15 protein-coding genes and 3 tRNA genes are annotated in these 13,054 nt (G+C 68.8%); 9 read left to right on the top strand and 9 right to left on the bottom strand.

Translation table 11 applies throughout. From position 1 onward, the window contains the following. Positions 1–4: 4 nt before the first annotated feature. From ACO6D6_RS10900 to ACO6D6_RS10860, 9 genes are all read right to left on the bottom strand, one after another. Positions 5–691, bottom strand: coding sequence for an LppM family (lipo)protein (locus ACO6D6_RS10900; RefSeq protein ID WP_484785277.1), 687 nt, complete (start codon positions 689–691; stop codon positions 5–7). A 123-nt stretch (positions 692–814) separates the two neighbouring features. After that, the gene (locus ACO6D6_RS10895) at positions 815–2,143 is read right to left on the bottom strand and encodes a sn-glycerol-1-phosphate dehydrogenase (protein WP_484785276.1); all 1,329 of its coding nucleotides are present in this window, start codon (positions 2,141–2,143) and stop codon (positions 815–817) included. Then, positions 2,136–2,498 (bottom strand): PTS glucitol/sorbitol transporter subunit IIA, encoded by a 363-nt coding sequence (locus tag ACO6D6_RS10890; protein WP_484785275.1) that lies wholly within the window; start codon positions 2,496–2,498, stop codon positions 2,136–2,138. Before ACO6D6_RS10890 ends, ACO6D6_RS10895 begins: the two co-directional genes overlap by 8 nt. A 34-nt stretch (positions 2,499–2,532) precedes the next feature. Beyond that, on the bottom strand, positions 2,533–3,561 hold the full coding sequence (gene srlE, locus ACO6D6_RS10885) for a PTS glucitol/sorbitol transporter subunit IIB (protein WP_484785274.1): 1,029 nt from the start codon (positions 3,559–3,561) through the stop codon (positions 2,533–2,535). Then, positions 3,554–4,138: a PTS glucitol/sorbitol transporter subunit IIC gene (gene srlA, locus ACO6D6_RS10880; RefSeq protein WP_484785273.1), complete on the bottom strand. Its 585-nt coding sequence runs from the start codon at positions 4,136–4,138 to the stop codon at positions 3,554–3,556. The genes srlE and srlA overlap by 8 nt, the downstream gene beginning before the upstream one ends. Before the next feature lie 103 nt (positions 4,139–4,241). Beyond that, on the bottom strand, positions 4,242–4,709 hold the full coding sequence (locus ACO6D6_RS10875; RefSeq protein ID WP_484785272.1) for a transcriptional regulator GutM: 468 nt from the start codon (positions 4,707–4,709) through the stop codon (positions 4,242–4,244). A gap of 4 nt (positions 4,710–4,713) precedes the next feature. After that, positions 4,714–6,591, bottom strand: coding sequence for a BglG family transcription antiterminator (locus tag ACO6D6_RS10870; protein ID WP_484785271.1), 1,878 nt, complete (start codon positions 6,589–6,591; stop codon positions 4,714–4,716). Positions 6,592–6,631: 40 nt separating this feature from the next. Beyond that, positions 6,632–7,705, bottom strand: a complete 1,074-nt coding sequence (locus tag ACO6D6_RS10865) for an NAD(P)H-dependent glycerol-3-phosphate dehydrogenase (protein WP_484785270.1) — start codon at positions 7,703–7,705, stop codon at positions 6,632–6,634. Positions 7,706–7,861: 156 nt separating this feature from the next. Next, on the bottom strand, positions 7,862–8,557 hold the full coding sequence (locus ACO6D6_RS10860) for a DNA alkylation repair protein (RefSeq protein ID WP_484785269.1): 696 nt from the start codon (positions 8,555–8,557) through the stop codon (positions 7,862–7,864). A 297-nt stretch (positions 8,558–8,854) separates the two neighbouring features. Between ACO6D6_RS10860 and ACO6D6_RS10855 the strand changes: the two genes are divergently transcribed. The 9 genes from ACO6D6_RS10855 (at position 8,855) to ACO6D6_RS10815 (ending at position 13,015) form a co-directional block, all read left to right on the top strand. Beyond that, entirely contained in the window at positions 8,855–9,520 is a 666-nt protein-coding gene (locus ACO6D6_RS10855) for a DUF3887 domain-containing protein (protein WP_484785268.1), read from the top strand. Continuing rightward, a complete protein-coding gene (locus tag ACO6D6_RS10850) occupies positions 9,517–10,461 on the top strand; it encodes a CPBP family intramembrane glutamic endopeptidase (protein ID WP_484785267.1) in 945 nt (314 codons plus the stop codon). Before ACO6D6_RS10855 ends, ACO6D6_RS10850 begins: the two co-directional genes overlap by 4 nt. A 65-nt stretch (positions 10,462–10,526) precedes the next feature. Next, positions 10,527–10,599, top strand: a tRNA-Thr gene (locus ACO6D6_RS10845). Between the two features lie 35 nt (positions 10,600–10,634). Next, positions 10,635–10,710: transfer RNA gene (locus ACO6D6_RS10840), tRNA-Met, on the top strand. A gap of 51 nt (positions 10,711–10,761) precedes the next feature. Beyond that, the gene (gene rpmG, locus ACO6D6_RS10835) at positions 10,762–10,932 is read left to right on the top strand and encodes a 50S ribosomal protein L33 (RefSeq protein WP_014847298.1); all 171 of its coding nucleotides are present in this window, start codon (positions 10,762–10,764) and stop codon (positions 10,930–10,932) included. A gap of 70 nt (positions 10,933–11,002) precedes the next feature. Further along, entirely contained in the window at positions 11,003–11,431 is a 429-nt protein-coding gene (locus tag ACO6D6_RS10830; protein WP_484785266.1) for an FAS1-like dehydratase domain-containing protein, read from the top strand. After that, positions 11,424–11,837 (top strand): MaoC/PaaZ C-terminal domain-containing protein, encoded by a 414-nt coding sequence (locus ACO6D6_RS10825; RefSeq protein WP_484785265.1) that lies wholly within the window; start codon positions 11,424–11,426, stop codon positions 11,835–11,837. Before ACO6D6_RS10830 ends, ACO6D6_RS10825 begins: the two co-directional genes overlap by 8 nt. Beyond that, a complete protein-coding gene (locus ACO6D6_RS10820; RefSeq protein WP_484785264.1) occupies positions 11,830–12,852 on the top strand; it encodes a UDP-N-acetylmuramate dehydrogenase in 1,023 nt (340 codons plus the stop codon). The genes ACO6D6_RS10825 and ACO6D6_RS10820 overlap by 8 nt, the downstream gene beginning before the upstream one ends. Positions 12,853–12,942: 90 nt before the next feature. Next, positions 12,943–13,015: transfer RNA gene (locus ACO6D6_RS10815), tRNA-Trp, on the top strand. Positions 13,016–13,054: the final 39 nt, after the last annotated feature.

The following is a 13,054-nucleotide window of genomic DNA, read 5'->3' as shown; positions in this document are numbered from 1 at the left end:
CGGGTCAAGGGACCAGGGGACGGGGCCGCCTGCGCCTCCGCGCCACGAGCACGATTCCGGCACCGACGCCCACCAGCGCGATCACCCCGAGGGTGAACCACAGCCAGTTCAGGTCCGGGTCGGCGGATGCGGTGGCCCGCATACCCTCCTTGAGGTACATGTCCTTCGGGTCGGACCACGTGACGGTGTTGCCCTCGATCCTGCCGCTGCCGCTGGCGCTCAGGACGCGACCCGGAAAGGTCACGCGGACCTCGAAGTCGGTGAATATGCTCGCCGACTCCGTGGAGGCGTTACCGGATCCGCTGGAATACCTGAAGGTCCATTCCCTTCGGGTCTCGTCGTAGGTGATGATCTGGGCCTGGTCGGGAGCCGGGCCAATCAGTCTCTTGTGGTTGATGGGCAGCTCACCCGTGAACCGGCAGGCGTGGAACATGTCGTCCTCGTACGGGGCCTGCGCGAGTTCCTCCGGGGTCTGCGCGTGTTCCGCGACTGTTCTGCAGATGTTCTCCACCGTGAGGTCTTCGGGAGCTTTTACACCGTTCTCCGGTTTCCGGACCCCGATGTTCCAGTTCAATCTGACGTGTTCCTTGTCGACTATTTCGTACTCCACCCGATACCTGATACAGGAGGTGAGTCCCAGCAGGAGGGGAAGAAGCAGAAGCAGGGTGCTGAATCGTCGTTGTTTCGTCATGACCAGAATCTACTGGCAGGAAGGACGCATGGGACGCGATCCGCGATGTTTCCAACTGCACGAAACGCCGTGGAGAACGGCCCCGCGACGGGCGCTGGTTCCACGGCGTTTCGTGAACGAGGGTCAGACCCAGATCTTCTCGAACACCTCCGCCACCAGGTCCTCGAACAGACCCAGCTCCCAGGCGACGTCCAGGGCCGTGTAGCGGGAGCGGTAGTACATCGCCCTGGGGAACAGGGCCCGCACGTCCTCGCGTGTCACCCCGATGTCTTCTGGGCGCGACGGGGCGCCCGCGCGGCGGAGCCGGTCGGCCAGCACCCGCGTCGGGACGAGCTGCGCCCGCAGCCGCTCGGTGACCTCGGGCCATCCTGTGACCAGCGGTCGCAGCCGGTCGGCCAGTTCCGTCCCGGCCAGGTACTTGGCCCTCGTCTCGCGCACCGCGTGATCGGCAAGGGCCCCTTCGAAGCGGTTCCGGATGTCGGCCTCGATCCCGGGCCACGGTGCACGCCGCGCCGCGACGGCGTCGATGTCGATTCCCGACAGGTCCCGGCCGATGAGGGCCTCGTAGAAGGCGCACATGGCCAAGGAACCGACGGCCACCTTCGCCCCGTGCGACAACGGCACCTCGAGATCGGCGCCCAGATGGGCCAGTTCCCACAGGTGGCTGAAATAGTGCTCGGCTCCCGAGGCGGGGCGGGTTCCGCCGTAGGCCTGCATGGCCAGCCCGGACAGGCACAGCCCCTCCACGAGACCCCGGAATGCGTCGGGTTGTCCCGCGGCGAGGGCGTCGGGATCGGACAGGGCCGTGTCCACCCCCGACTGCACCAGGCGCCACACGTCGGGGTCGATGGGCTCCACCCCGGTGACGTCCGCCAGGATCCAGTCGGCGCCACCGGGGATCTTCGCCGCCAGGTCGCCGTAGCCCGAGGCCGTCAGGTACGCAGGGGCGGCCGCCGCGACGTCCAGGTCCATGACGATCACCGCCGGGGCCTTGCAGGCGCGGGTGACCTTCACCCCCTGGCTGCTCATCGGCGCCCCGGAGCCGGTGTAACCGTCCATCGATGCGGCGGTGCCGACGCAGGCGTAGTCCCGGCCCAGTTCGAAGGCCGCCAGCTTCACCAGGTCATTCAGGGTGCCCGCCCCGACCGCCACCGGCACCGCGTCCCCCAGCGAGTCCCGGATCCGGTCGGCGTTTTCCTGGGCCGCGTACAGCACCGGACGGCCCGGGAAGACCAGCGGCTCGGCGAGCGCGGCCCCGGAACCACGCAGCGATTCCTGGACGGCCTCCCCGGCCACCGCGAAGGTGTTCTCGTCGGCGATGACCTTGAAGGGGCCGGGCCCCAGGTGGGCGGTGATCAGCTCGCCCGCCGAGGCCAGCACCCCGCGGCCCACCGACGCGGCGACCGTGTCGGTGGCGCGGGCGAGCGCGTCGCGCAGGATGTCGTCAGGCATCGCCGATCACCAGCCGTGTGCCCGCGGCCAGAGTGGGCTCGGTGTGTGGTCCGCCGAGGTGCAGCGCCCCCGGCAGCCTCGGTTCCGACGCGCCGTCGAAGACCAGGGTGACGTGTCCGAGCGCGCCCAGGTTCTTCTCCGCGACATCCCCGATGGCGGTGATCCGCCACTCCTGGTCGCCGATCAGCACCGGCTGGTCGACGGCCAGCGGGCTCGTCAGCTCCGACTTGTCGATGACGAAGCAGTACGAACGCAGCTCCTCGGGGGCGTTTCCCGCGAAGGTGATGGCCATCTGTTCCGCGAGGAAGTCGCTGGCGTCCGGTCCGACTTCGATGATGGTGGTTGAGTAGCCCATGGGAAAATCCTTTCAGGTTGTTCGGGTCGGGTGGTCAGGACTGCGGGTAGAGGCCGATGCTGGCCAGCCAGGCGATGGCGACGCGCGGAACGCCGTTGAGGAACCGCGAGTACAGCACCGCGGGAACGCCGACCTCGATGGTCTCGGGTTCCGCCTCCCCGAGTCCCATGCCCACGGGGATGAAGTCGCAGGCGTTCTGGGTGTTGATGGCGAACAGCGCGGGCAGCGCCAACTGGGGCGGGATTCTGCCCTTGCCGATCTCCACGCCGATGAGGGTGCCGATGATCTGGGCGATGACCGCTCCGGGGCCGAGCAGCGGCGACAGGAAGGGCAGCGAGCAGATGAGCCCCAGCGCCATCAGGCCCCAGCCGCTTCCGGCGAGGGGGGTCAGCAGGTGGGAGAACCAGTCGCCCAGACCCGAGGCCTGGATGATGCCGATCAGCATGGCGACGAAACCCATGAACGGCAGGATGGTGTTGATCATCATCTGCACGGCGTTGCGGCCGGCCTGGTAGAACACGGCGATGACCTTGCCCGCACCCAGCCCGATCTTCTCCAGCAGCGACTTCTTCTGCTTCGTTGCCATCTGCTCGGTGAGTTTCATGGGGCGTCCGTCCTCCCTGGTGGGGATGGACTTCTCCGCCGGTGCGGTGGCCGCCGCTGCCTGCGCCCCGGCGACCTCGTCGGCATCCGCGAGACGCACCTGGTCCATCCCGACGGCGGAGACGTAGATGCCCTCGTGGATGTGCTGGGCCAGGGGGCCGGTCTTGCCGGTGGGCACGACGTTGATGGTGGGGATGCCCTTCTTCGGGTAGAGGCCGCAGCGCAGCGACCCCCCGCAGTCGATGACCACGCAGCAGTGTTCGTCGTCGGGCACCCGGGTGTTGAACCCGTTGACGGCCTCCGCGCCGGTTAGCTCGGCGATCCTGTCGACCACCTCGGGTTTCTGCCCGCCACCGACGATGTAGACGACCTTGTTGCGTTTCTCGTCCGGGGTGATGGTCAGGGGACCGCCGTAGCCGCCGGGACCCTTGGAGACGGTGATCGTGCGGAACTCAGACATGAGCGTGCACCTCCTTCGACAACGTGACGCCCTGCTGTTTCGCGACGTAGGCGGTGGTGAAGTCCGTCACCCAGCCGCCGAAGAAGTTCAGGACGGCGCCGAGCAGCAGGTAACGGATGGCGAGGTCGCCGGTGGGCAGCTGCAGGGTGATGATGCCCTGCGCGATGCCCGCCCACACGAACAGCTCACCCGGGTTGTTGTGCGGGAACAGGCCGTTGTTGGTGTGCACCATCTGGGCGACGGAGGCGTAGTAGCCGGGTTTGTAGGCCTCGGGCAGGAAACGGCCGAGGGTGAAGGCCGCCGGGTTGGTCAGGAAGAAGGCCCCGATCCACGGCAGGATCAGGTAGCGGCTGATCACGTTGCGGCCGGCCTTCGCGGCGAGCTTGTTGATGCGTTCCTCCCCGATCAGGGCGATCAGGGAGTTCATGGCGATCAGCAGCATCAGGACGAGCGGCACGATGTTGGTCATCCAGCCCAGGAACGTTTCCGCTCCCTTCCGGAACAGCCCGACGAACCATTCCGCTGCCAGAACCATCCCGTCCTGGGCGGCGGCCATCCAGTTCAAAAAGTCGGACATCTCAACTCCTTTCGGGTGTTTTCGGGCATGACGGACCCGTCAGGCCCGGTGGGACCCGGGCTGTCGTGCCCGGGGTGTGGATTGGGAAAAAGAAGAGGGGGCGTCAGTCCGCGGCCGGGGTGGGGGTCCTGCGGCGGAAGGTTCCCTTGACCTTCTTGACGGTGCGGGCCAGGGCGCTCGGCGGTTCGGGGGCCTGGCCTCCGGCGGTGACGATCCGGTAGTTCTCGCGGGCGTTCGCGACGGCTTTGCGGACCTGTCTGCCGTGGTGGGCGGCGTCGGCCGGGTCGATGTCGGCGATGTTCTGGCCCGTGAAGTCCTCGAATCCGCGGAACCGGGCCATCACCGTGACCCCGTTCAGCCGGTGACCCTCGGTGATCACGCCGTCGGCGTCGACGCCGAACAGGACGATCGCGCCCTGCACGACGCCGCCCTTGAACCGCCCCATCGCAACCCGCCCGCGGCGGCGCATGGCGACGAACAGTTTAGTGAACGACTGGGTCTGCTTGAAGGACAGGTAGGACTGCAACACCCAGGCGGCGCCCAGGGCGGCGAGAAAGATCCAGAACGTCATCGTCTCAGCTTTCTGTGAGCGGATTGGTGGCGAGGAAGTAGTAGAACTCCTCGAAGGTGGTCAGGTGGGAGATCCGTGTCAGCAGGTCCCGGCGGGTGCCGAGCCGCAGCACGGCGTCGTAGACGGGCACGAGAACGCTCTCGCCGCGCCGCGGGTCCTGCGGGACCCCCAGCAGGATGATCAACCGCACCCCGTCCTCGTCGGGTTGCCGGGGAACCACGCCGACGGCCAGCAGCACGCCGGAACCGGAGGTGAGGGTGGTGTGCGGGAACCCGACCCAGGAGTCGAGCTGGGTGGGGGAGAGGCGTTCGCGTTCCCGGATGCGCTCCCCGAAACCCTGCTCCGCCAGACCACGGGCCTCGAGGTGACCGGTCATGTAGTCGACGGCGTCGGCGTATCCGGTGCCGGGCGGCAGCGCGAAGAAGTGCTGCTCGTCGAGGGCACTGGCCAGGATGCCGCCGTCCGAACCGGGGGGCCGCATGTGGTGGCGGTCCAGTTCCCGGGCCAGGGCGTGGCGATCCAGGATGTGACCCACGCGCAGGACCGGCACCGGGGCGGAAACCGGGTGGTCGCCGGTGGTGACCACCAGGTCGACCCCGGCGAGTTCGTCCCTTGTGACGGCGGAGGGCAACAGCAGGTACTGCGTCGCCGAGGGCAGCAGCTTGGACAGCTGGAGGCGCACCAGCTCGGCAGTGACCCGGCCCGTCGAGGTGATGACCGCGACCCGCAGCGGCAGACGTGGGTTCCGGTCCGCGGCCTCCAGGAACACCTGGAAATAGGCCGTCAGGAAACCGAGCTCCGAGCCGTCGACGGGCAGTCCCACCCGCTCCTCGATCACCCGCGCGGCCACCGTCGCCATGCGGTGGGCGACGGGGAACTCCTGGCCGATGCTGGCCACCCCCGAGTCGTCCACCCAGATCCGGTACCGCATCCGGTTGATCATGTAGGCCAGGTGCCTGGTGAACTCGGCGAGCTGTGGGGCACCCCGCAGGTCGATCTGCATCTCGGTGTGAATGGCCCCCAGGGTCCGTTCCACCAGCTCCTCGATGGGTTCGCTGTGGTCGCCGAGGTCCGTGGCGAGTTCGCTGTCGCTCGGGGCCCGCATGCCCGCTATCGGGAGTGCCAGGAAGGTCACCTCGTCGCCGGCCAGCTCAACCCCGTCGTCGGCCAGGCGTAGGGTGAGGCGTTCGGCCAGCGCGTGGGCCGGGGTGCCCGGCAGCTCCCGGTACCGGGCGGGCAATGTCCCCAGGGGGCGGGACTGGCGGGTCCGGTCCGTGGCCACGACGGCCCAGCGGGTCAACTCGGGGATGTGGACGGGATCCAACCCGGCCTCGGCGGTCAGCCCGGCGACCGCCTCCTCGATCCGTTGCCAACTCGGGTGGTGGTCGTAGGCGGCGGGGTAGTGGTGCCGAAGGATCAGCAGGCGTTGCTGCAGCTCCGGGCCGCGCAGCACCAGACCGACATGGGTGCGTCCCTCGATCTCCAGTTCCCACTCGCCGACGTGTTCCCGAACCCGGTTGAGGTCCGCCACCACCGTCGTGCGGCCCACCGACATCTCCTGCGCCAGTTCCTCGATCCTCACGGGTTGGGTGGCGCGGAACAGGCGGGCGACGATGAACGAGGCCCGGGCAGTGGGGTCGTTGAAGGAGGTGCTGGAGGCCAGCCCGGAACGGACGGCCCGGTAGCGGGGCGGGTCGGCCACCAGCAGGCGGTAGCGGCCCTCCACCAGGGTGATGGAGGCGGCCTGGCCGAGCAGTTCCTGCAGCGATGCCACCTCACCGGCGACGGTGCGGCGGCTCACCCCGAGCAGGGAGGCGAACTCGTCGGCCGAGGTGGCGCGCGTGGATTCCAGCGCGTTCAGGATTTGTGCTGCCCTGCTCACCTCGGCTCCTTTGCTCGTTCGTCGTTGGGTGGGTATCGGCTCAGGCCTGGCCGGAGCCGTCGCCGCCGAAGAAGCTGTCCCAGGGGACGGCCACGGGCTGGTCCAGGCCGACCACCTCGTAGAGGTGACGCAGCAGCGGGAACCTCTCCGGGGGCACGATGCCGCGTTCGGTCAGGCGGACCATGGCCTTGCCGATCACGACGATGGCCGCGGCGCCCTCCAGGGTCACGCCGGGCATCTGAGCGCGGGCCTGGCTGAAGGTCATCCCCGACCCGACCAGCCGGCCGCACCGTACGTTGCGACCACCCATGGACGTGACGAAGCAGTCGCCGATCCCGGGCAGGCCGATGGGGGTGGTGGGTTTGCCGCCCAGCAGCTCCATGAACTGGATCATCTCCACGGAGGCCTGCCCGAACAGGGCCGCCCCGTAGTTGTAGTTGACGTAACGGTCCCCGGCCGCCTCGCCCATCGCGTCGAGCAGACCCTGCATGAAACCGGCACCGAAGGCGTAACAGTTCTTCGTCGCCGCACACACCTCGACGCCCACGAGGTCGGTGTTGTTCCACACGTGGTAGTGCTCGGTGGCGAACAGTTCGCGCCAGCGCGCCAGGATCTCGGGGTCCTCGCCGGTGAACACGACGCTGGTGTGGCGGTGCACCGCCACCTCGCCCGCGATGGAGGGTCCCGCGATCGCGGAGATGCTCACCTTGGAGCGCAGCTCCTCGGGGAGGCGGGAGGCGAGTGCCCGGGGCAGGATGGTGAGGTTGCCGTCGTCGTCGGCCTGCATGCCCTTGGCGAGGGCTATCACGTGCATTCCGGGGCGCAGCAGGGAGGCGAACTGGTCGCCGGCCCAGTCAACCCCGAACGAGTTGACCCCGCTCATCACGAGCTCAACCCCCTCGAAGGCCCGCGGCGCGTCCTCCAGCTGGTGGGCGGTCACCCCTTCGGGCACCTTCAGGCCCAGGTTCGGGTGGATGCCCGTTTCCTGGATGGATGCGATGATCTCCCGGTCGAGGTGGGTACCGACCAGACGCACCTCGTGGCCGTTGTCGGTCAGGGGGGTGGCCAGGGCGGTGGCCATGATTCCCGAGCCAAGCACGGTGATGACTGCCATGGTTCCTTCTTCCTCGCGCTGCCTTGCGCGGATCGGCTGGTTTCCCCGACGCTAATCGGCGCAGCCGGGAAAAAGCCATAGGAATTGGGCCAGGGTTCTGCACACGGATTGCGACTAAGCGGCCTAATCCGTCGTCATCCCCCCGGGGCAGCGGGGTCACAGGTGTTTGAGGGCCTCCCGGCGGCTCAGGCCGCTGAGCCGCGATCCGCGCGTCTCCACGAAGGCCTTCACCCAGTCCGGGTCGATGCGGGCGTGTTGCCGCAGCGCCCAGCCGATGGCCTTGCGGATGAAGAACTCGGAGCCGTACCGCGACCCCTCCAGGTTGGAGTCGATGGCGTGGCCGAGCAGCTCCAGGTCGATGGAGGTCTTGCGCTGCAGCTGGCAGATGATGGAGATGCGACGCAACCACAGGTCGTCTCCCGTGGCCCAGTCCCAAACCACGGCCCGCGCCCCGGGGGTGGTCGCGACCACGTTTTCCACCAGGGGAGAGGCGATCCCGTCGACGACATCCCACCAGGCCCCGGTCGTGGCGAGGTGCCGGTACAGCTCCAGGGCGCCGAGGTCCTGCCAGTCGCGGGCGTCGCGGTGGCCCGCGATCTCCAGCGCCGCGTACCAGTGTTCCCGGTGCGTGACCTCGTCCCACAGCTCCCGGACGGCCCGTTCCCACTGGTCGCGGCCGGTCAGGGGGTGTTCCTTCAGCAGGGTCTTGGTGATGCGCCGCACCTCGGGCAGCCGCACCCCGTGGAAGGGCAGCGCCGACTTCATGTAGGCCTGCTCCCGGGCGGCCTTCCCGGGATCACCGGCGGCGGCGAGCACGCCGCGGATCTCGTCGACGAGCTGCACGGAGGTCATGGGGTCAATCTACTCGCACGGACATCGATTGCCGCTTTCCTCGACGAGCTGCCGGCGAGGATCCGAAGGGCCGGGACCGGGCGGTTCCGCTTGCCCACTCGTCGTCTGCTTGCGCTGTAGCGCTGGCGTTCGACGGTTGGGCTGGCGGATGGTGGGAAGGCCAGCGGATGGCGCGGCCCGATGCGCCGGTCGTGAACCGGGGTCCGTGACCCGGAGGGCCGACGGCCCGTTGAACCGCCTCCAAGTCCTGTAAAGCCAGCCTTGACAGAAGTGGCGGTGTAAACCTACTCTTTACACATGTCGACCGACGATGTGACCTCCGAGGAGCTCGCGAGGCGTCTTCGGAAGATCGGCTCCCTGGTGGCGGCGGAGCTCGCCGCTGCCGACGATCCGGACGCCCCCGGGGGCGACATGACCCACTCCCTGGCCGCCGTGCGCTCGCTCCAGTCGCTGACCGACGAGATCCTGGCCCGGCTCGTCACCGCGGCCCGCGGGAGGGGGGTCACCTGGCAGGCCATCGGCGATGCCCTGGGTACCAGCCGCCAGGCGGCCTTCCAGCGTTTCGGAAACCCGACCGACCCGAGAACAGGAAAACCCATGAAGAAACCCACCGATTTCGAACTCCGCGCCGCCGTCGAGAAGGCGGAGGCATTCCTCGACGCCATCGAGGAGCACGAATGGCAGAAGGCCAACGAGCTGGCGGGGCCGCGCGCCGGATGGCAGCTCGACGCCGAACGGCTGGCCGACGCCTGGGCGCAGGTGATCGCGCTGGGTGGGGAGCTCGAACGGCGCGGCACCCCGACACCCTTGGTCCTGTCGGGCGGGGTAGTCGTGGTGGAGGAACCCCTTCACATGGAGGCCGCCGACCTCGTGGCCCGCATCAGCTACAACAGCGACGGCGACATGATCGGCCTGTGGTTCCTGCCCTCGGGGCAGGCGCTCGTGGAGGAAGAACGGCAATGACCATCGCCGGGCGGCGGGGCGTTCACGTGCGGGCGGTCGGCGTGTTCCTGCTGGTGGGTTTCGGGGCGGCCCTGCTCCTGGACTGCGTCGTGGCCGTGACCGGCGGGCTGGGAACACCGCAGGCCAAGGGGATACTTCCGCTCCGGATGTTCACCCCCGCCCTGGCCGCCTGGGTGGTCTGCCGGTTCGTCACCCACGAGTCCTGGCTGCGGGAGAGCGGGCTCGCCCGGCGAACGCCCGGTTCCGGGGGGCGTCCCGGTTGGCTCCGGATCCTCGGTTTCGCGACGATCGGGGTCGGCGTCGTGGTGGCCGCGCTCGCCCTGCTGCTGGCGTTGGTCATCGGTGCCGGGTGGTTCAGTCCGGACTGGGCCCTGACCTCGTTCGCGAACAATCTGCGCGGCATCGCCCCGGAGGGGTCGCTGCCGCCCGTCGCGATGATCTGGGTTCTCGTGATAGCGGCGAGCGTGTTCGCCGCGTACACGATCAACGGGCTGTTCGCCCTGGGGGAGGAGGCCGGGTGGCGCGGCTGGCTCCAGTCGGCCCTCGAACCCCTGGGCCGGCGGCAGGGAGTCGTGCTCACCGGCGTGATCTGGGGTCTGTGGCACGCGCCCTTGATCGTCATGGGCTACGAGTACGGCGACAGGCTCCCCGCGGTGGTCGGCATCGCCCTGTTCACCTGCCTGTGCGCCGGCCTCGGCACGCTGCTGTCCTGGCTCCGGGTTCGTTCCGGCAGCGTCGTGCCGGCCGCCATCACCCACGGCGCGGTCAACGCCTTCGGTGGCCTGCCCGCGATGTTGGTGGCGCCCGGTGGCAGTCTGGACCTGGTTCTGGTGGGCCTGATCGGCTGGCCCGCGGTGGTGCTTTTCGGTCTCCTGGCGGCCCTGTTGCTGAGCGGTTCGTGGGCCGGGTGGGCCGGTGTCGAACAGGGGATGCCGTCCTGAGGGTTGGGTCTTGGCCGTCGACTTGTGCTTCTCGCGAAGGGCCGTGTAGAGTTTGCCGACGGCTGGCCCCTATAGCTCAGTAGGCAGAGCGTCTCCATGGTAAGGAGAAGGTCTGCGGTTCGATTCCGCATGGGGGCTCTGTTCTTGCCCGGGAGTTCTCGGGCAAGAATGTCGACGGGGTAGCTCAGTCGGTAGAGCAAGCGGCTCATAATCGCTGTGTCGCGGGTTCAAGTCCCGCCCTCGTCACCACACAACCGAAGCCAGCGCGCATCCGCGCCACTACACCGAGGGAAACTGATCATGGCCAAGAAGGGGCAGGACGTCCGTCCGAAGATCACGCTTGCCTGCACCGAGTGCAAGGAGCGCAACTACATCACCAAGAAGAACCGCCGCAACGATCCCGACCGGATTGAGCTCAAGAAGTACTGCCCGCGCTGCCGCACCCACCGCGCGCACCGCGAAACCCGCTGAGCCGCACTTTTCCGCTGAGGGCCGCACCCGCAAGGGGCGGCCCTCAGCGTTTTCCCGGTAGCCTTCCCCCATGCCGATTTCCGCCGAGCACGCGGGCCGGACCTATCCTCCGGCCCCCGCCTACCGCGTCAGCCGCGCAAAGATCGCAGAGTTCGCGCGCGCCATCCAGGACGAGAACCCCGCCTACTTCGGCGACCATCCCATCGCCCCGCCGACCTTCGCCGCCGTCATCGCGGCCCAGGCGTGGGATGCCCTCTTCGGCGACGAGGAGCTGGGACTGGCCCTGCACCGAACCGTCCACGCCGACCAGACCTTCGACTTCCACCGTCCCCTGCGTGAGGGCGACGACGTGGTGGCCCGGCTCACCATCGAACGGGTCCGCAACCGCGGCAACCTGGACATGGTCACGATCCTGGTGGCGTTGACCGTCGACGACGAGGCGGTCTGCGACGCCCGCTCCACCCTGATGCACACCCGCGAGGAGGCCCCCCATGACTGAACGCGAGATCCAGGTGGGGCAGGAACTCCCGGCCCTGGAGATCCGGGTCACCAGGTCGGTGGTGGTGCGCTACGCCGGTGCCTCCACGGATTTCAACGAGATCCACTTCTCCGACCGCCACGCCCGCGCCATCGGCCTGCCCGGGGTGCTGGCCCACGGCATGTGGACGATGGGTGCCGGGCTCGGCCTGGTCACCAGCTGGATCGGCGATCCGGCCCGCGTCGGGCGCTACTGCGTGAGGTTCACCCGTCCCGTGGTGGTTCCCGACACCGACGAGGGTACGCTGGTGCGTTTCACCGGGACCGTCGCCGCCGTCGCCGACGGGGTGGCCACCGTCAACCTGACTGCGACCTGCGGTGACGACGCGGTGCTGGGGGCCGCGAAGGTGGAGGTCCGCATTGACTGAGCCGCTCGCGAACCACACCACCTTCCGACTCGGCGGGCCCGCGCGGCGTTTCGTCGAGGCGACGACCGAACAGCAGCTCATCGACGCCGTCGCCGACTGCGACTCCCGGGGCGAACCGGTCCTGGTCCTCGGCGGCGGCTCCAACGTCCTGATCGCCGACGAGGGTTTCGACGGCACCGTGGTCAAGGTCGCCACCCGGGGGGTTCGTGCCGAGACCGCGGACTGTTCCGGGGCCCAGCTGGAGGTTGCGGCGGGGGAGGTGTGGGACGATCTCGTCGCCCGGGCCGTGGCCTCGCAGTGGTCCGGAACGGAAGCCCTCTCCGGGATACCCGGGTCCGTGGGGGCCGTCCCGATCCAGAACGTCGGCGCCTACGGGGCCGAGGTGGCGAGCCTCATCCAACGGGTCCGCACCTGGGACCGGGCCGAGGGGTGCATCCGCACTTTCGCGGCCGCCGAGTGCGGCTTCGGCTACCGAGACTCCCGTTTCAAACGCGAGAAGGGACGCCACCTGGTGCTACGCGTCGACTTCCAGCTGCCGCTCGGGGAACTGGGGCAACCCATTCGCTACCCCGAACTGGCCCGTGCCCTCGGTGTCGAGGTGGGGCAGCGCGCCCCCGCCGCCCGGGTGCGGGAGACCGTGCTCGCCATCCGGCGCAGAAAGGGCATGGTCCTGGACGAGAACGACCACGACACCTGGTCCGCCGGTTCCTTCTTCACCAACCCGATCCTCACCCCGGAACAGGCGGCCTCCCTGCCCGCGGAGGCCCCCCGTTTCCCCGCGGGGGAGAGGGTCAAGACCAGCGCCGCCTGGCTGATCCAGCACGCGGGATTCCCCGCGGGTCACGGCACCGGCCCGGCGAGGCTGTCCACCCGGCACGTGCTCGCGCTCACCAACCGCGGACACGCCACCACCGCCGATGTCCTGGCTCTCGCCCGCGAGATCCGCTGCGGGGTGCGGGAACGTTTCGGAATCACCCTGGTTCCCGAGGTGAACCTGGTCGGCGTGAGCATCTGAGCAGAGATTTCGGACCTTGCCGGGTATGCGGTAAGGTATGGGTCTGGCGAGGTCGGCCGCGCCTCGTACCAAGGCGTGCGGCCACGTCGAAGGGTAGTAGCTCAACTGGCAGAGCAGCGGTCTCCAAAACCGCAGGTTGGGGGTTCGAGTCCCTCCTGCCCTGCGAAGCAGATGCTTCCAACGCCTGCCACCCAGTGGGTGG

This window comes from Arachnia sp. (assembly GCF_057238465.1).
Note: the sequence above shows the minus strand (reverse complement) of the source record. Positions and strands in the feature narration are given on the sequence as shown.